This window comes from Hyphomicrobiales bacterium, assembly GCA_030688605.1.
Lineage (GTDB): Bacteria > Pseudomonadota > Alphaproteobacteria > Rhizobiales > NORP267 > JAUYJB01.
In genome coordinates, this window is record JAUYJB010000020.1 from 16,350 (window position 1) to 33,366 (window position 17,017).

At 66.5% G+C, this 17,017-nt stretch carries 17 protein-coding genes; 13 read left to right on the forward strand and 4 right to left on the reverse strand.

From position 1 onward, the window contains the following. The 6 genes from Q8P46_02775 (at position 1) to Q8P46_02800 (ending at position 7,778) form a co-directional block, all read left to right on the forward strand. Entirely contained in the window at positions 1-1,443 is a 1,443-nt protein-coding gene (locus Q8P46_02775; GenBank protein ID MDP2619092.1) for a UbiD family decarboxylase, read from the forward strand. Then, a complete protein-coding gene (locus Q8P46_02780) occupies positions 1,443-1,979 on the forward strand; it encodes a MarR family transcriptional regulator (GenBank protein MDP2619093.1) in 537 nt (178 codons plus the stop codon). Before Q8P46_02775 ends, Q8P46_02780 begins: the two co-directional genes overlap by 1 nt. Before the next feature lie 14 nt (positions 1,980-1,993). Continuing rightward, entirely contained in the window at positions 1,994-3,010 is a 1,017-nt protein-coding gene (locus tag Q8P46_02785) for an amidohydrolase family protein (protein MDP2619094.1), read from the forward strand. A gap of 130 nt (positions 3,011-3,140) precedes the next feature. Further along, complete coding sequence (locus Q8P46_02790) at positions 3,141-4,109, forward strand: TAXI family TRAP transporter solute-binding subunit (GenBank protein MDP2619095.1); 969 nt, start codon at positions 3,141-3,143, stop codon at positions 4,107-4,109. 6 nt (positions 4,110-4,115) lie between these two features. After that, positions 4,116-6,062, forward strand: a complete 1,947-nt coding sequence (locus Q8P46_02795) for a TRAP transporter fused permease subunit (protein ID MDP2619096.1) — start codon at positions 4,116-4,118, stop codon at positions 6,060-6,062. 9 nt (positions 6,063-6,071) lie between these two features. Then, on the forward strand, positions 6,072-7,778 hold the full coding sequence (locus Q8P46_02800) for a thiamine pyrophosphate-requiring protein (protein MDP2619097.1): 1,707 nt from the start codon (positions 6,072-6,074) through the stop codon (positions 7,776-7,778). On the opposite strand, the gene Q8P46_02805 is transcribed toward Q8P46_02800, so the two are convergent. Beyond that, complete coding sequence (locus Q8P46_02805; GenBank protein ID MDP2619098.1) at positions 7,772-8,218, reverse strand: Rrf2 family transcriptional regulator; 447 nt, start codon at positions 8,216-8,218, stop codon at positions 7,772-7,774. The two genes, Q8P46_02800 and Q8P46_02805, sit on opposite strands and share 7 nt — an antisense overlap. A 112-nt stretch (positions 8,219-8,330) precedes the next feature. Here Q8P46_02805 and Q8P46_02810 point away from each other — a divergent pair, with 112 nt between their 5' ends. From Q8P46_02810 to Q8P46_02835, 6 genes are all read left to right on the forward strand, one after another. Then, on the forward strand, positions 8,331-8,648 hold the full coding sequence (locus Q8P46_02810) for a metal-sulfur cluster assembly factor (protein MDP2619099.1): 318 nt from the start codon (positions 8,331-8,333) through the stop codon (positions 8,646-8,648). Positions 8,649-8,672: 24 nt separating this feature from the next. Further along, positions 8,673-8,945, forward strand: a complete 273-nt coding sequence (locus Q8P46_02815) for a DUF2249 domain-containing protein (GenBank protein ID MDP2619100.1) — start codon at positions 8,673-8,675, stop codon at positions 8,943-8,945. Positions 8,946-9,223: 278 nt separating this feature from the next. After that, a complete protein-coding gene (locus Q8P46_02820; GenBank protein ID MDP2619101.1) occupies positions 9,224-10,393 on the forward strand; it encodes a hypothetical protein in 1,170 nt (389 codons plus the stop codon). Between the two features lie 161 nt (positions 10,394-10,554). Beyond that, positions 10,555-11,583 (forward strand): thiamine pyrophosphate-dependent dehydrogenase E1 component subunit alpha, encoded by a 1,029-nt coding sequence (locus tag Q8P46_02825; GenBank protein ID MDP2619102.1) that lies wholly within the window; start codon positions 10,555-10,557, stop codon positions 11,581-11,583. Further along, positions 11,571-12,548, forward strand: coding sequence for a pyruvate dehydrogenase complex E1 component subunit beta (locus Q8P46_02830; protein MDP2619103.1), 978 nt, complete (start codon positions 11,571-11,573; stop codon positions 12,546-12,548). The genes Q8P46_02825 and Q8P46_02830 overlap by 13 nt, the downstream gene beginning before the upstream one ends. A 39-nt stretch (positions 12,549-12,587) precedes the next feature. After that, complete coding sequence (locus tag Q8P46_02835; GenBank protein ID MDP2619104.1) at positions 12,588-13,859, forward strand: dihydrolipoamide acetyltransferase family protein; 1,272 nt, start codon at positions 12,588-12,590, stop codon at positions 13,857-13,859. Positions 13,860-13,948: 89 nt separating this feature from the next. Here Q8P46_02835 and Q8P46_02840 read toward each other — a convergent pair whose 3' ends face one another. After that, positions 13,949-14,131, reverse strand: coding sequence for a hypothetical protein (locus Q8P46_02840; GenBank protein ID MDP2619105.1), 183 nt, complete (start codon positions 14,129-14,131; stop codon positions 13,949-13,951). 115 nt (positions 14,132-14,246) lie between these two features. Continuing rightward, positions 14,247-15,275 carry a LacI family DNA-binding transcriptional regulator gene (locus Q8P46_02845; GenBank protein ID MDP2619106.1) on the reverse strand — a complete coding sequence of 343 codons (1,029 nt, stop codon included), beginning with the start codon at positions 15,273-15,275 and terminating at the stop codon, positions 14,247-14,249. Positions 15,276-15,498: 223 nt separating this feature from the next. Here Q8P46_02845 and Q8P46_02850 point away from each other — a divergent pair, with 223 nt between their 5' ends. Next, on the forward strand, positions 15,499-15,807 hold the full coding sequence (locus Q8P46_02850; GenBank protein MDP2619107.1) for an NAD(P)-binding domain-containing protein: 309 nt from the start codon (positions 15,499-15,501) through the stop codon (positions 15,805-15,807). A gap of 259 nt (positions 15,808-16,066) precedes the next feature. Here the strand turns inward: Q8P46_02850 and Q8P46_02855 are convergent, their stop codons facing one another. Beyond that, positions 16,067-16,840, reverse strand: coding sequence for a glutathione S-transferase family protein (locus Q8P46_02855; GenBank protein ID MDP2619108.1), 774 nt, complete (start codon positions 16,838-16,840; stop codon positions 16,067-16,069). Positions 16,841-17,017: the final 177 nt, after the last annotated feature.

Consider the following 17,017-nt stretch of genomic DNA (forward strand, 5'->3'; position numbering starts at 1 on the left):
ATGGCGAACGCGACCCCGCAGACCGATCTGCGCGAGTTCCTGAAGGCGGCCGAGGCCGCCGGCCAGGTGCACACGGTCGAGGGCGCCCACTGGGACAAGGAAATGGGCGCCGTCACCGAGGTGCTCTACCGCGAGAAGGTGGAGAAGTCGCCGCTTTTGATGTTCGACGGCATCCCCGGCTACGCCAAGGGAATGCGCTGCATTTACGGCATGCTCGGCTCGCCGCTGCGGCTGGCTCTGTCGCTGGGGCTCGAAGCCGATTTGGCCGGCGACCGCATGGCGATGCTCAACGCCTGCCGCGACAAGATCAAGTCGTGCAGGCCGGTGCCGCCGAAGATCGTCGATCGCGGGCCGGTGTTGGAGAACGTGGTCGAGGGCAACGCCGTCGACCTGTTCAAGTTTCCGGTCCCGATCCATCACGAGGACGACGGCGGCCGCTATATCGGCACCGCCTGCGGTGTAGTCACCCGCGATCCCGACACCGGCCGCATCAATGTCGGGACCTACCGGGTGCAGGCCTTCGGCGGCGACACGGCGGCCTCCTACATCTCCAACGGCAAGCAGGGCCGCATCCAGCGCGACAAATATCTTGCCGCCGGCAAGCCGTGCCCGATGGCCATCGTCGTTGGCATCGATCCGGTCACCTATCTGGCGGCCCGCTATACGCTGTCCGACCGGGTGGCGGAGCTGGACTGGGCCGGCGGGCTCACCGGGGCCCCGCTCGACTGTGTCAAGGGCGAGCTCACCGGGCTGCCGTTCCCGGCCCATTCGGAAATCGTGCTCGAGGGCGAGTGCGTGCCCGACGAGACCATCGGCGAGGGGCCGTTTGGCGAGTGGACCGGCTATTATGCCGGCGGCGTCCGCCAGGAGCCGGTGATCCGCATCAAGCGCGTCTATCACCGCAACGACCCGATCCTGACCTGCGCCGCCAGTCAGAAGCCGCCGCACTCGCATCTGTTCGAGCGCTGCTTCATCCGCACCGCGGCGCTGCTCGACTCGCTCGAGGGGGCGGGATTGACCGACATCAAGGGGGCATGGGTCCACCAGGCCGGCTCCGGCCGCACCTTCGTCGCCATTTCCGTCAAGCAGCGCTATTTCGGCCACGCCACCCAGGTGGGCCTCGTCGCCTCGCAGGTCAACCCGATCGGCTATTGCGGCCGCTACGTGGTGGTCGTCGACGACGACATCGACCCCACCGACATCCACGACGTGATCTGGGCCATGGGCACCCGCTCCGATCCGGGCAAGGATTTCCGCATCCTGGAGAATTGCTGGTCCTCCAGGCTCGATCCCCTGGTTACCGACGACAGGCTGTACAACAATCGGGTGGTCATCGACGCCTGCATTCCCTATGAGCGGCGGGAGACCTTCCCGAAGGTCGCACAGACCTCGCCGGCGCTGGCGGCCGAAGTGCGCAAACGCTTTCCGGCCGTGTTCCAGTGATGAGACTGAAGAAGGATTTCGAGCCCGCGCCGGCCGATCCGCTGCCGTTCGACCGCAGCACCGGCTTTCTCATCCGCGACACCCACCTGAGCGTTGCCCGCACCCTGCGCCAGCATCTCAGCGAAGCCGGCGTCACGCCCGGCCAGTGGTACGTGCTCAAGGTGCTGTGGTACCAGGATGGCACCAGCCAGCGGGAACTGTCGGATCGCGTCGGCATCACCCAGCCGGTGATCCTCAATGCGCTGCGCCGGCTCGAGCGGGCCGGCTGGATCCGCCGCCAGCGCAGCGCCACCGACAGGCGCAGCCGCATCGTCTTTCTTACCGAGGCCGGACGCCGCCTCGAGCAGGACCTGATCCACCACGCCATCGAGGTCAACGAGATCGCGGCCGGGGGCATGTCGGAGGAGGAGGTCACGCTGCTGTGGGATCTGCTCAAGCGGGTCAAGCGCAACCTCGTCGAAGATGCCGAGAAGCGCGACCGCGCTCGCCCGGCGCGCGCCGCGGCCAGCGTTCACAAGGCTGACCATCAAGGATAACCGCAGAGGATAAAATGAAAAAGGTCGATGTTTTCAATCACTTCTTTCCGGCGCGCTATTTCGAGAAGATGATCAAGGTCGCCGGAGGCTACGCCGACATGGGCAAGCGGGTGCGCAACATCCCCTGCCTGATCGATCTCGACCTGCGGTTTAAGGTCATGGACGGGTTCGATGACTATGTGCAAGTGCCCTCGATCGCCAACCCGCCGCCGGACGTCATGGCCGAGCCGGCGGTCGCGAGCGAGCTGGCGCGCATCGGCAATGACGGCTTGGCCGAGCTCGTCGCCAAGCATCCGGACCGCTTCCCCTCATTCATCGCCACCGTGGCGCTCAGCGACCCGGAGGCGGCGGTGGCGGAGGCCGAGCGCGCGGTCAAGGAGCTCAAGGCCGGCGGCGTGCAGATCTTCTCCAACGTCGCCGGCAAGCCGATCGACCGGCCGGAGTTCGAGCCCTTCTTCGCCAAGATGGAGGAGCTGGAGCGGGCCGTCTGGCTGCACCCGGCGCGCGGCGCCAACCACGCCGATTATCGTGACGAGCCGAAGTCGAAATACGAGATCTGGTGGGCCTTCGGCTGGCCTTACGAGACGAGCTGCGCCATGGCGCGCCTCGTCTTTTCCGGCATTCTCGACCGCTATCCCAAGCTTGATCTGGTGATCCACCACCTCGGCGCCATGGTGCCCTATTTCGAGGGCCGGGTCGGGCCGGGATGGGACCAGCTCGGCGCGCGCACCTCCGACGAGGACCTGACGGTGCTCTTGAAGACGCTGAAGAAGCGCCCGCTCGACTATTTCAAGCAGATGTACGGCGACAGCGCCGTGTTCGGCTCGGCGCCGGCGACCCGCTGCGGGCTTGCCTTCTACGGCGCCGACCACGTGCTGTTCGCCTCCGACAGCCCGTTCGATCCGGAAAAGGGGCCGGGCTATATCCGCGAAACCATCAAGATCTTGGACGGGCTCGATATTTCCGAGGAGGACCGGAGAAAGATTTATGTCGGCAATGCCGAACGGGTTCTCAAGCAGCGCTTCCAATAGGCGACCGTCGCAAGCCGACCGAGACTTCACTCTGTTCAGCCCCGGGGGCGCGACAGAGGAGCACTAATGAATTAGGATGGTGGGCCAATAAGACCCAAAATCGGTCGACAATTAAGGGAGGAAGAACTCGATGATCCGTTTATTCGCCAGCCTCACCGCTGCATTCGTGGTCCTGGCCGGGATGGCGATCGCGCCCGTTCAGGCCCAGCAGGTGGGCATCGCGACCTCGAATCCGGGCTCGATATTCCACAACATCGGCTCGGCCATCGCCAAGGTCGCCAACGATGCCGGCCTGAACACCACGATCCAGCCGGCCACCAGCCCCAATCAGTATCTTTTCGTGGTCAACGCCGGAGAGATCGAGTTCGGCGTCGGCAATCTTCAGGAGTTCAACTACGCGCTGGAAGGCAAGGGATGGTTCGACGGCACCCCGAATCCCGATCTGCGGGTCGTCAGCCTGATCATGCCGCTGCGCGAGGCGATCTTCGTGCGCAAGGATTCCGACATCATGACCATCGCCGACCTCAAGGGTAAGCGCATGGTCGACGGCTATACGGCACAGCAGACGATTCTGCCGCAGCTCGACGCACTGTACGCCACCGCCGGTCTTAGCCGGGCCGACATGCAGCCCGTGCAGGTGCCGAGCGTGGTCGGCGGCGCCGACGCCTTCATGGCCGGCGACTCGGTCGGCTTTATTTTCGCGCACGGCGCCGGCAAGGTCCGCGAGGCCGACGCCGCGGTCGGCGGGTTGCGGGCGCTGCCGATCGAGAACACGCCCGAGAACGAAGCCGCGATCAAGAAGCATTGGCCGGTCGGCTTCCTGACCAAGATGACCCCTGGTTCGGCCTCTCCGGGCGTGTTGGAGGAAGGCTATTTCATCGCCTATCCGCAGCTCGTTTTCACCAACAAGGACGTCGCGGACGACGTCGTCTACAAGATGGCGAAGGTGGTTTACGAGAACCCGAAGGGTCTGGGCGATATCTTTCCGCCGTTCCGCGCCTTCAATCCGAAAGAGGACATGGTCGGCGACACTTCGCCGGGCGAGTACCACCCCGGCGCAATCAAGTTCTACAAGGAAATCGGCATCTGGAAAGAATAGGCGCTGATGACCGAGCCAGTCTCGGGAGGGTCCGGCGGTCCCGGGCTCTCCCGGTCCCTATGGAGCCCCGTCGCCAACACGTTGGCCGCGCTGCTGACCCTGGTCGTGGTACTGTGGTCGCTCGGCTTGCCACGATATCTGGGCCAGGGATTCTATCCCCAGCAGTTCATCGCGGTCGTCCTGGCGCTGGCGCTGCCAATCGCCTACCTGATCCTGCCGGCGCGCAGGGGCACCGAGCGCCAGACCGTCCCCTGGTATGACGCGATCTGTGCGCTGCTCGGCCTTCTCGCCGCCGGCTATATCGCCGTCCGATATCCGGAAATCGTCAACCGCATCTTCTTCCGTCCGCCCGAGGCCTACATTCCCGGCGTGATCATCGTCCTCCTGGTGCTGGAGGCGCTGCGCCGGGCCACCGGCTGGGCCCTGGTGATCATCGTCGTCGCCTTCATCCTCTATGGGCTGTTCGGGGACATGGCTCCCGGCCGGCTTTCCGGGCGGCCGCAGGACTGGCAGAAGCTCGCCGGCTATTTCGCCTTCGACGTCAACGGAATATTCGGCATCCCGATGGCCGTGGCGTCCACCATCGTGGTGACGTTCATCTTTTTCGGCAGTCTGCTTGGGGTCACCGGCGGGTCGACCTTCTTCACCGACGCGGCGCTTGTCAGCATGGGCCGCTTCCGCGGCGGCGCGATGAAGATCGCCGTCGTCGCCTCGGCCCTGTTCGGCTCGATCTCCGGCAGCGCCGTCGCCAATGTGGTCGCCACGGGCGTGATCACCATCCCGATGATCAAGCGCGCCGGATACCCTGCCCACCGGGCGGCCGCTATCGAGGCGGTGGCCTCGACCGGCGGGCAGCTGATGCCGCCGGTCATGGGGGCCGCCGCCTTCCTGATGGCCGAATTCCTTCAGGTGCCCTATTCGAGCGTCGTGCTCGCGGCGCTGGTGCCGGGCATCCTTTATTACATTGCCCTGTTCATTCAGGCCGACCTCGAAGCCGCGCGCATGGGCATTTCCGGTCTCCCCGCCGAGGAGGTCCCGGAGGGCAGGAGCGTATTCAGCGGCTGGCACTTCGTACTGTCCTTCGCCGCCCTGATCTATGCCCTGTTCGTGCTCCACTGGCAGCCCGAGCGCTCGGCGCTGCTGGCCGCCGCCAGCGTCCTCGTGACGGCGATCGTTTTCGGCTATCAGGGAGCGCGGCCCCGGTTTGGCCAGGTGCTCCGCGCGGTCATCCGGACCGGCTTCCTGGTCATCGACATCATTCTGATTTCGGCCGCCGCCGGCATGGTCATCGCCGTGCTCAACATTACCGGGCTGAGCTTCAACCTGACTTACGGCTTGGTTCAGATCGGCGCCGGCAGCCCCTTCGTGCTGTTGTCGCTCGCCGCGGTGGTTTGCATCATTCTCGGCATGGGCCTGCCGACGCTGGGCGTCTACGTCCTGCTCGCCGCCCTGGTCGCCCCGGCGCTGATCGAGGTTGGCATCGATCCCATGGCAGCGCATCTTTACGTGCTCTATTTCGGCATGATGTCGATGATCACCCCGCCGGTGGCCATTGCCGCCTTCGCTGCCGCGGCGATCGCCGGGGCGGATCCGATGAAGACCGGCTGGTCGGCGGTGCGTTTCGGCTGGACGGCCTATGTCGTGCCGGTCCTGTTCGTCCTCTCGCCGACCCTGCTTCTGATCGGCAGCGCGAGCGCCATCACGCTGGCGATCGTGACCGCGATCGTCGGGGTGTGGCTGGTCTCCATCGCGCTTGCCGGCTATTTCATGCGGCGGCTGGCGGTCTCGGTACGCGTGATGTTCGCGATCGCCGGGCTGTTGGCGCTGGTGCCGGCCGGCGCCTTCCCCGGCGCCGAATTGACGGACATTGCCGGCGCCATCATCGGAATGGCTATGCTCGCCTATGAATATCTCGCCGGCCGCGCGCTGGCGCCCGTCAAGTCGGTCCGCTGACGCCTTGAAATGAACCGTCCGATTTCACAACCGGTCTCCGCCGCCGAGATGCTGCTGGCGGCCATGCGCGCCGGCGGCGTCGACTATCTGTTCGCCAACGCCGGCACCGACTTCCCGCCGATCATCGAAGGCTTGGCCCGCGCCCCGGAAACCGGACTCGACATGCCGACCGCGCTGGTCATCCCGCATGAGACGGTGGCGGTGGCGATGGCGCATGGCTTCTATCTCGTCACCGGGCGGCCGCAGGCGGTGATGGTGCACGTCAATGTCGGGCTGGCGAACAGCCTCATGGGGCTGATCAACGCGGCTTCGGACAATATTCCGCTGCTCCTGTGCTCGGGCCGCACGCCGGCAACCGAACTGGGCCGCTTCGGCGGTCGCAACCGGCCGATCCATTGGGGCCAGGAGATGCGCGACCAGGGGGCCATCGTGCGCGAATGCGTCAAATGGGACTATGAGTTGCGCTATCCCGAGCAGGCGGCAGCGCTCATTGCCCGCGCGCTGGCCGTGGCGCAAAGCGCGCCCTCGGGCCCGGTCTATCTCAGCCTGCCGCGCGAGGTGCTGGCCGATACGGTTCCGGCCGACGCCGCACCGCCCGCGCCGTTGTCGCCGACGAGGCCGGGGCCGCCGCCTGCAGACGCGGTCGCCAGGGCCGCCGACCTCATCGCCGCCGCAAAGCGCCCCTTGATCGTGGTCCAGCGGCCGGTTTCCTTCGCCGATTTCGGGCCGCTTCCCGATTTCGCCGCGCGCTTCGCGCTGCCGGTCATCGATTTCTGGGCGGTGCGCAACGCGCTTGCAAGCGACCATCCCATGCATCTCGGCTACGACACGGCGCTGTTCATCGCTGAAGCCGACCTCGTCATCACCGTCGAGGCGCTGGTGCCATGGGTGCCGGCGGTGGGGGAGCCGGCAAAGGGCTTCAAGGTCATCGCGCTCGGCACAGACCCGCTGTTTTCGCGGGTGCCGGTGCGCGGCTTTGCGGTCGACGTCAATCTCGCCGGCGACCCGGCCGCCGCGATTTCCGCGCTTGCCTCGGCGCTCGATGCGCGCAAGACCGCGCGGTCGAAGGCGGTCGCGAAACGGCGCGACTGGATCGCCGCCCGCCGCGCGGAGCGGGATGAGGCGTGCGCCCGCCGCGTTAAGGCCGGTCGCACGCAGCCGATGAGCCCGGCCTGGGTCAGCCATTGCCTGTCCGAAGCCAAGGACGATGACGCCGCGATCTTTTCAGAGCTCGGCTGCGACGTCTCGGTGATGCGCTTTACGAGGCCGCAGACCCTGTTCCGCAACCCGCTCTCAGGCGGGCTCGGCATGGCGCTGCCGGCGGCCCTTGGCGCCAAGCTCGCCGACCGCGCCCGCACCGTCATCGCCTGCGTCGGCGACGGCTCTTACATGTTCGCAAACCCGGTCGCCTGCCATCAGACCGCCGCGATGCACGACCTGCCGATCCTGACCGTGGTGTTCAACAATGCGGTGTGGCAGGCGGTGCGCCGCGCCACCAAGAGCATGTATCCGGAGGGCCGCGCGGTTGCCGCCAACACCATCCCCATCACCTCGCTCGGGGTTCCGCCCGACTATGCGGCGATCGCCCGCGCCCACGGCGCCTTCGCCGAGACGGTCGAGGAGGCGGACGCCTTGCCCGGCGCCATTGCCCGGGCGCTTGCGGCGACCCGCGAAGAAGGCCGCCAGGCGCTCCTCGACGTCAAGGTTTCCTATTGAGGATGGGCGGCCTGAATACCGAGCCGGGCCGTTAGCGCCCGCTTCGGGCGCAAGAGGTCGGCGAGGCTGTAGCGGTCGAGCACGGCGAAGAAGGCTTCGCCGGCCTGGTAAAAGATGCCCTTGAGCGCGCAGGCCGGCTCGATGCGGCAGTCATGTCCCGGCTCGAAGCACTCCGCCAGAACCAGGCGGCCCTCGCAGGCGCGGGCGACGGCGCCGAGATTGATGCCGGCGGGCTCGCGGGCGAGCCGCAAGCCGCCGCCCTTGCCGCGCAAGGTCCGCACATGGCCGAGCCCGGCCAGATGGTGCACCACCTTCATCAGATGGTTCTCCGAAACGCCATAGGCCTCGGCGATCTCCGCGATGGTGGAGATCTCATCGCCCTTCAGGCCGAGAAAGATCAGGACCCGCAGGCTGTAGTCGGTGAAGGCGGTCAGTCGCACGCACTCTCTCCGGTCGCCGCTCAAAAGATGTATATCATATATTGCTTTCAGGCAAGCGCCGTGCTAGCGGTAACATGCATTGTATATGCATCTTATCAGACCGAGGCTTGCGATGGCCGACGCCCTGCCCACCGAGGAGACGATCCGGGAGGCCCTGCGCCAGGTGGACGACCCGGAGGTGCACATCAACATTGTCGACCTCGGTCTGGTCTATGCCATCGCCGTCGATGCCGGCAAGGTCCGCGTAACCATGACCATGACGACGCCGGCCTGCCCGGTGGGGCCGTTTCTGACCGAGCAGGTCGAACAGGTCGTGCGCGCGCTGGTTCCAGAGGACACGCAGGTTGCCGTCGATCTCGTCTGGGACCCACCCTGGACTCCCGACATGATGTCGGAGATGGCGAAAATCGGGCTCGGCTGGTCGGTGTGACGGGCCGGGCCCGACGATGGCGGCATGGAGCGCAACGCTGACTGGGAGACGAGCATGAGCGATGAGACCTACACGACCACCCTCGATGTGCGCGAGCTGCAGCCGCGCGACCGCCATCCGCTGATCTTCAATTCCTTTTCGGCCCTGCGGCCGGGCGAGGCCATGCTGCTGGTCAACGACCACGACCCGAAGCCGCTCTACTACCAGTTCCAGGCGGAATACCCCGAAACCGTCGCCTGGGAGTATCTCGAGCAGGGGCCCGAGGTCTGGCAGGTTCGCATCGGCAAGGTAGCCTGACGTTAGAGCGGTTCCCAGCCATATGGGATCAATTTGATGGGTCAAATCGGTTCATCCGGGCAGGCGCGGCGCGATGCGCGACGTGGGGCATCTCGCGAGCGTCGCAACGAACCCGGTGGACCGATTTGGCCCACCGAAGGCCGGGTTCTTTTGCGCCGTGGCGGTGTTGCGGCTCTTGGCCGATGCCCCACATCGACCTTCGAACCGCGCCTGGCCACGGCGCAAAATCATCCCGGTCAAATGGTTCCTATATGGCCGGGAACCGCTCTTTGCGGACCATGAGCGGGCGAACGGCATCCTCGGCGGCGCGGAAACGGCCGTGTGGGCCGGCGCCGGCGGGGGGACTCAAGGCTCCCCTGCGGCTTCCTCTGCTGGCGGCCGGCTTCATCGCGCTGTTTACCGGCGTGTTCGCAGGCTTGGTGAATTTTGCTCCTCTCCATCTTGCCCCCGGTGCCGCGCTCGCCGTCCATCACGGCCCGCTCATGGTCTGCGGTTTTCTCGGAACCGTCATCGGTCTGGAGCGCGCCGTGGCGCTCGGCGCCCGCTGGCCCTATCTCGGGCCGCTGGCGGCCGGCACCGGCGGCCTTGCGCTCATCGCCGGCTTTCCCGTAATCGTCGGCCAGGCGCTGATTGCCGCAGCCAGCGTGGTGCTGCTTGCGGCCTCCTACGGCGTCTATCGCCGCCAGCCGGCGCTGTTCACGGCGGTGATGGCGCTCGGCGCCGCGAGCTGGCTTGCCGGCAACCTTCTGTGGATGATCGGGCTCACCATGGCCGAGGTGGTGCCGTATTGGGCGGCATTCCTGCTCTTGACCATCGCCGGCGAGCGTCTCGAGCTGAGCCGCCTGTTGCCGCCGTCGCCCACGGGAATCAGGCTGTTTGTCCTGGTCATGGTCGCGCTGCTTGTCTCTCTCGCCCTGGTCCAACTCGCGGAAACAAGCGGCATCCTGCTCTTCGCGGCAAGCCTGATCGCGCTGGCGGGATGGCTTGCCCGCTACGATGTCGCGCGCAGGACCGTGCGCGGCACCGGCCTTTCGCGCTTTATCGCCGTTGCGCTGCTTGCCGGCTATTCCTGGCTGGCGCTGGGCGGGTTCGTCATCCTGGCGGCGGGCGGGCTGACGGCGAGCCTGGAGGTCTACGATGCCGCCCTGCACGCGGTGTTCCTCGGCTTCGTCTTCTCGATGATCTTCGCCCACGCGCCGGTCATCCTGCCGGCGGTGGCACGCTTCGCCGTACCCTTTCGGCCGGTCTTCTACGGCCATGTGGGGCTGCTGCATGGTTCGTTGGCCTTGCGCGTGGCCGGCGACCTCGCCGGCGTCGAGCCATTGCGCTTCTTGGGTGCCATCGGCAACGCGGCCGCCATCCTCCTGTTCGTGCTGACGACGATCTTCACCGTCATAACGGCGCGCCGGGCCGCCGCCGCTGCGGCCGCTGCCCGTCCGCCGGTCTGAATTCCGGCATAGGCCCCCCGCCGCGCTCGCCCTCATCTCCATCCGGTCTCCGCCCCCCATGCCCCCCAGGCCCCCAGGCCATTGACAGGCGGGGAGGCGGCGGGCATGATTTTTTGGTGTTGCTGCAATCGTTTGCAGAACCCCTTACGCGAGGAAACGCCTTGGATGAATCGGCCGCAAGGCGGGCAAAACCGGACCCCAAGAACGACGATATCGACGAGGCCAAGCGGCTCGAGCTCTACCGGCTGCAGGTCGAGATCCGCGATTTCGAGCAACGCGCCTACGATCTGTTCCTGCAGAACCTGGTCAAGGGCACGAGCCATCTCTCGCTCGGCCAGGAGGCGGTGGCGGCGGGCTTTGCCGGCGCCATGCGGCCGGGGGATTTGAGCTTCTGCACCTATCGCGGCCATGCCCATACGCTGGCCCGCGGCGTCGCCATGGCGAAGGTCCTCGGCGAGTTGATGCAGCGCGACAACGGGCTGATGCGCGGCAAGGGCGGCTCGATGCACCTGACCTCCGTCGAGCACGGCGTCATGGGCTCCTACGCCATCGTCGGCGCGCACCTGCCGATCGCCTGCGGGGCGGCCTGGCGTGCCCAGTACAAGGGCGACAAGGACGTCTCGGTGTGCTTCTTCGGCGACGGCACCACCAATATCGGCGCCTTTCACGAGTCGCTGAACTTCGCCTCGGTGTGGAAGCTGCCGGTCGTCTTCGTCTGCGAGAACAATCTGTACATGGAATATACCGCCATCGGCGAGGTCACCGCGGTGGAGCATCCGGCCGCCGGCCGCGCCCGATCCTACGGGCTTGAGGAGATCGTCGTCGACGGCAACGACGCCGACGCCGTCTATCGCGCGGCGCTCGCCGCTTTCGACAAGGCGCGCGCCGGCGGCGGGCCGTCGCTCATCGAGTGCATGACCTACCGCTATAGCGGCCATTCGCGCGCCGACCCCGGCGCCTACCGCCCGCAGGGCGAGCTCGACGCCTGGAAGGCGAGGGACCCGGTCAAGCTTTACGCGGCCAGGCTCGCCGAGTTCGGCATCGACGCGGCCAAGGTGACGGCCATCGAGCAGGAGTCCAAGCGCAAGATCGACGAGGCGACCGAGGCCTGCAAGAAGGCGCCGCCGCCGCCCGCCGACATCCTTGCCAGCGACGTCTATGCCAACGGAGGCTGGGCATGGCGGAACTGACCTATCGCGAGGCGGTCGCGCGCGGCATCGCCCAGGAGATGAGCCGCGACAAGGACGTGGTGTTTCTCGGCGAGGACGTGGCCAAGGCCGGCGGCGTGTTCACGGCGACGGTCGGGCGTCTCGACCGGTTCGGGCCGCAGCGCGTGCGCGACACGCCGATCTCCGAGCTGGCGATCATGGGCGCGGCCATGGGCGCGGCGATGACGGGTCTCAAACCCATCGCCGAGATCATGTTCTCCGATTTTCTCGCCGTCTGCTTCGACTATATCGCCAACGAGATCCCCAAGGCGCGCTACATGTCGAACGGCCAGCTCAAATGCCCGCTGGTGGTGCGCACCGGCAACGGTGCCGGCTCCCGCTTCGGCGCCCAGCACAGCCAGAGCGTCGAGAACTGGGCGATGATGATCCCGGGGCTCAAGGTGGTGGCCCCCTCGACGCCGGTCGACGTGATCGGGCTTCTGGCGGCGGCCGTGCGCGACCCTGACCCGGTCATCTTCTTCGAGCACAAGTCGCTCTACGCCAGCAAGGGGGAGGTGCCCGACGGCGAGATCGTCGACGAATTGGGCAAGGCGAAGATCGTCCGGGCAGGAAGCGACGCGACCGTGCTGGCCCTCGCCCTGATGGTGCCGCGCGCGCTCGCCGCGGCCGAGCGGCTTGCCCGCGACCATTCCATCGACGTCGAGGTGATCGACGTGCGCTCGCTGGTGCCGCTCGACACCCAGACGATCCTCGGCTCGCTTGCCCGCACCGGGCGGCTGTTCACGGTGGAAGAAAACCCGCGGCTTTGCGGCTGGGGCGCGGAGATCGCCTCGATCGCGGCGGACGAGGCCTTCTACGACCTCGACGGGCCGGTGGTGCGCATCACCACCCCGCACGTGCCGCTGCCGGCCGCCGACAATCTCGAAGACCTCATTCTGCCGACGGTCGAGCGGATCACAGAGACGATTCGCAAGGCTATGGATTGAGAGGCGGGTCATGGACGGGATGATGGACGGAACGGCGACATGGACGTGGTGATGCCGCAGCTCGGCGAGACCGTCGCCGAGGGCAAGATCGGCAACTGGTTCAAAGAGGTCGGCGACAAGGTCGCCGCCGGCGAGAACCTGTTCGAGATCGAGACCGACAAGGTGACCATGGAGGTCCAGGCGATCGAGGGCGGCGTCTTGTCGGAGATCCGCGTCGCGGCCGGCGTGACCGTCCCCGTCGGTACGGTCGTCGCCGTCATCGGCGGCGGCGCGGCGCCGGGAAAACCCAAGCAGGCAGCCGAGACGGTCGTTTCGGAATCGAAACAATTCAAGCCAGAGGTGGCCGCATCGCCCTTCGAGGCGGTGCGCACGCCGCACAAGCCCTCCGGCCGGGCGCAGGCGCCCCAGGGGCTCAAGCTGACGCCGCTTGCCCGCCGCCTCATCGCCCAGCAGGGCATCGACGTCGAGCCAATCGCGCGTGCCGTGCGCGGCCGCGGCGGCTGGCGCATCGCGGCGGCCGATGTGCGCTCAGCCCCGCGCGCCAGGGCCGAGGCACCGTCGCCCGCGCAGGCGATTTCGGTGAAGATCGAGCCCGACCGCGGCGACCGGGTCGAGCCATTGAACCAGATCAGGGCCCGGACCGCCGAGCATCTCGCCGCCGCCTGGCGCGCCGCCCCGCACGTCTATCAGGCCGTCGAGGTCGATTTTTCCGCCGTCGAAAAGGCGCGCGGCACGGCCAAACGGAGCTTTGCCGAACGCCACGGCGTCTCGCTCACCTATCTTCCCTTCGTCGCCCGTGCCGTCTGCCTTGCCCTTGCCGAGTTTCCCCGCTGCAACGCCTATTTCGACCGCGATCGGCTAATCGTCCGTGGCAGGATCAACCTTGCCATCGCCGTCGATCTCGACCATGAGGGCCTTGTCGCGCCGGTCATCGCGGATGCCGGAAACATGAAACTGTTCGCTCTTGCCGTGGCGTTCGCCGCGGCGGCCGACAAGGCGAGAGCCGGAAAGCTCGTGCTTTCCGACCTGGAAGGCGGCAGCTACACCATCACCAACAATGGCAGCTTCGGCACGCTGTTCACGGCGCCCGTCATCAATGCGCCGCAGGTGGCAACCCTCTCCTTCGACGCGGTGACGAAGCGCCCGGTGGTGGTCGACACCGGCGCCGGCGAAGCCGTCATGGCCCGTCCGGTCGCCCTGGTCGGCCAGAGCTTCGACCACCGCGCCATGGACGGCGCCTATTCGGCCGCCTTCCTCTCCCGGCTGAAGGAAATCCTGGAGATCACGGACTGGTCGGCCGAACTGGGCTGACCAGAGCATGATTGTCTTGAATTGAAGCCCAACTTTGCGCAACCGGAGAGATGGGTGACGGTTTAGCCCGATGACATGGGTGACAGGTTTCACGTTACGTTCCGCGGCGGATGGGGCGGGGATGGCCGTCCCGGCCCGATTTTGATAAAGCCCTGCCTCCCCTTCATGGTGCCGAGCACGATCGGCCCATATTTGACCAGCCACACATCCTCGGCGATCGGCAACAGGCCGACCGGTTCGCCGGCGAGCACCTGGCCACGGCGCAAAATCATCCCGGTCAAATGGTTCCCTATAGCCATGAACCGCTCTAACGCCTTGATTTTGCTTTCTCCCCCGCAAGGGGGGAGAAGATTGTTATGTTAATCGCATCCCGCTCTTGGGGTTTCGTCACCCTCGCGCCGGGCCGGTCGAGCCGCGCACCACCAGCTCCACCGGCAGCACCTCGGTGGTCGGGCGCCACGCTTCGACCGGCGTCTCGATCTGCTTGAGTATCATGGCCGCGGCGTGCCGGCCGCTCTCGTAGGACTGGATGCGCACCGTGGTCAGCGCCGGCGACAGCCGGTCGACGAAGGGCATGTCGTTATAGCCGGTCACCGAAACGTCGCCGGGGCAGTCAAGCCCGCGCCCGGCCAAAGCGCGCAGCGCGCCGAGCGCCAAGAGGTCGTTCGCCGCCACGATGGCCGTCGCCCCGCCGACGTCAATGAGCGCGTCGCAGGCGCGCTTGCCTTCCGCCTCGCTGTAGCGTTTCGCGTCCACCATCAGCTTGGGGTTCCAATCGAGCCCCAGCGCCGCGATGCGGGCGAGAAACGCCTTGCGGCGCAGAAAGCCCGTCGACAGGTTCTGCGGCCCGGCGATATGGGCGAAGCGCCTGTGGCCGAGCGCCACCAGATGATCGACGATGGCGTTGATCCCGGTCTCTTCGTCATTGACCACCGCCCACATATGCGGCTGCTCGGTCTTGCGATTGACGGCAACCAGCGGAAGATGGTCGTCGAAGACCTCGGCCAGCGCCGTGTCCTGGCGCTCGGCGCTGGCGACCACCAGCCCGTCGACGCCGCGCCCCTGCAGCATGTGGATATAGGTCGCTTCCTTCTCCGGGTTGGAGTCGGTGTTGACGACCAGCGTCGCATAGCCGCGCGGCACCAGCACGTCCTCGAGCCCGCGCACGATCGGCGGGAAGATCGGATTGGTGATGTCCGGCACCAGCACGCCGACCGTCATCGAGCGCTTGGTGCGCAGGCTGTAGGCGATGGAGTTGGGGCGGTATTCCAGCGTGCGGGCTGCGGTGAGAATCCGCTCCGCCAGCTCGTCCGTGATCAGATGCCGGGTTTTCGGGTGCAGCGCCCGCGACGCGGTCGACACATGCACGCCGACGGCCTCGGCCACATCCTTCAATGTCGCGCGTCGCTTGTCCATGGGGTTCCCCCGACGCTTGCCCGGCACGGGCCGCCGCGGCCGGCGATCGCCGGCGCGTCGGCTGCCGTTCCCAGGCGACCTATGATAGCGTTACTGCAAACGTTTGCACTCCGATAATTTGCCGTCCGTGGGCGCTTGGAAGCGTGCGCCGGGCGCGATATGCGATAGGCTGGGAGCGGCGCGGCGGCAGGGGCCAACGCGCAAGAGTTTGGAGCGGACGCAAATGGCGCAGGAAAGCACGCAGACCATCGGTTGGGTCGGCATCGGGCGGATGGGCTTTCCGATGGCCGAACGGCTGGTCAAGGCCGGCTACGATGTGCGGGCCTGGAACCGGACGAGGGCCAAGGCCGAGCCGCTGGCTAAGATCGGGGCGGCGCTCGCCGACAATCTGAGCGATCTTGCCGAGGTGGACGTGCTGTTCTCCATGGTCTCCACCGGCAAGGACCTGAACGATATCTATTTCGGCGACGGCGGCGACGCGGGAGGCGCTGCAGGCCCATTTCGGCGCGGCTTCGCTCAAGGACGACCCTGAGGCCTATCTGCAGGCCGATTTCGCGACCCTCCTGGAGACGGTGGCGCTCAACGCCGGCCCGACGCTTGAAAGCGAGAACAAGCCGGTCAAGACGGGGCTGGAGACTTATCGGGCGGCGACCACTATTCAATCAATGTCGTCATTGCCTGCGAAAGCAGGCAATCCAGTAGCCTCCCAAGGTGAATTTCCGCCCCGGCATTGCGTCATGGAGGCGCCGCCGGTTACTGGATTTCCACCTTCGCGGAAATGACCGCGCGAGCTACCGCCGCCCCGAAATCTCGTCCTTCAGCTCGGGATATTTCTCCGTCAGCAGCGAGCCGTGATAATAGGCCTTGGCGTAGGCCGGTTGCGCGCGGATGGCCTCGAGCCAGCGCCGAATGGCCGGCATCCCGTCCCACATGTGGCCAAGGCCGATATCGGCCATGCGCACGATGACCGGCATCACCGCGATGTCGGCAAGCGTCAGCATCTCGCCCAGGAGCCACGGGCCGCCCGATGCCGAAATCGCCTCGTTCATCCGCCTGAGCGCGCGCGAAAGCCGGTCCATCGCCGCGTCCATGTCCTGCTTCGGAAAGCCGGTGCGGCCCATGCGCAGAATGAACTCCTTGCGCAGCGGCTTGGATTCGGCAAGCGCCAGGAATTCCTCCTCGCTCATGGTCTTGAAGTAGCGCAGGAAGGCGAGATTGTAGGAGGGGATGCGGATCGCCGGCGTCGGCACCTCGTCGATGAAGCGCATCAGCGCCCGCATTTGGGCGCGCTCGGCCGCTGCCTCCGGCACGAAGCGCTCGGGCTCCGGAAACAGCTCGTCGAGATATTCGGCGATCACCGAGGAATCGATGATTACCGCGCCTTCATGGACCAGCGTCGGCACGACGCCGTTCGGATTGAGCTTGAGATAGTCGGGCTTGAGCTGGTCGCCGGCGAAGAGGTCGAGCTTGTGCTCCTCGAATTCGAGGCCCTTGGCGGCGAGCACGAAGCGCACCCGCTGCGAGCAGGTCGATTGCGGCGCGTTGTAAAGGGTAAACCCGGTCATCGATCGGTCCCATGCGGTCTCGGTGCGAGCCCGACCGCTCTAGTCGCCCGCTTCAACCAATTTGAAAGGATTTGATGATTCGCTTTGGTCGCGGTTCGAGCGACGGAGGCGAACATGGCTGGAAAGGACATTGCGGTAAAGAAATATGTGGTGCGGCTGAGCGCGGAGGAACGCGAG

Bases quoted from the DNA above. Each gene is read 5' to 3' on its own strand.
- Q8P46_02855 (MDP2619108.1), bottom strand. From the start codon at position 16,840: ATGACCGGGTTTACCCTTTACAACGCGCCGCAATCGACCTGCTCGCAG.
- Q8P46_02800 (MDP2619097.1), top strand. From the start codon at position 6,072: ATGAACCGTCCGATTTCACAACCGGTCTCCGCCGCCGAGATGCTGCTG.
- Q8P46_02820 (MDP2619101.1), top strand. From the start codon at position 9,224: ATGAGCGGGCGAACGGCATCCTCGGCGGCGCGGAAACGGCCGTGTGGG.
- Q8P46_02830 (MDP2619103.1), top strand. From the start codon at position 11,571: ATGGCGGAACTGACCTATCGCGAGGCGGTCGCGCGCGGCATCGCCCAG.
- Q8P46_02795 (MDP2619096.1), top strand. From the start codon at position 4,116: ATGACCGAGCCAGTCTCGGGAGGGTCCGGCGGTCCCGGGCTCTCCCGG.
- Q8P46_02850 (MDP2619107.1), top strand. From the start codon at position 15,499: ATGGCGCAGGAAAGCACGCAGACCATCGGTTGGGTCGGCATCGGGCGG.
- Q8P46_02845 (MDP2619106.1), bottom strand. From the start codon at position 15,275: ATGGACAAGCGACGCGCGACATTGAAGGATGTGGCCGAGGCCGTCGGC.
- Q8P46_02840 (MDP2619105.1), bottom strand. From the start codon at position 14,131: ATGATTTTGCGCCGTGGCCAGGTGCTCGCCGGCGAACCGGTCGGCCTG.
- Q8P46_02775 (MDP2619092.1), top strand. From the start codon at position 1: ATGGCGAACGCGACCCCGCAGACCGATCTGCGCGAGTTCCTGAAGGCG.
- Q8P46_02790 (MDP2619095.1), top strand. From the start codon at position 3,141: ATGATCCGTTTATTCGCCAGCCTCACCGCTGCATTCGTGGTCCTGGCC.
- Q8P46_02810 (MDP2619099.1), top strand. From the start codon at position 8,331: ATGGCCGACGCCCTGCCCACCGAGGAGACGATCCGGGAGGCCCTGCGC.
- Q8P46_02835 (MDP2619104.1), top strand. From the start codon at position 12,588: ATGGACGTGGTGATGCCGCAGCTCGGCGAGACCGTCGCCGAGGGCAAG.
- Q8P46_02780 (MDP2619093.1), top strand. From the start codon at position 1,443: ATGAGACTGAAGAAGGATTTCGAGCCCGCGCCGGCCGATCCGCTGCCG.
- Q8P46_02785 (MDP2619094.1), top strand. From the start codon at position 1,994: ATGAAAAAGGTCGATGTTTTCAATCACTTCTTTCCGGCGCGCTATTTC.
- Q8P46_02815 (MDP2619100.1), top strand. From the start codon at position 8,673: ATGGAGCGCAACGCTGACTGGGAGACGAGCATGAGCGATGAGACCTAC.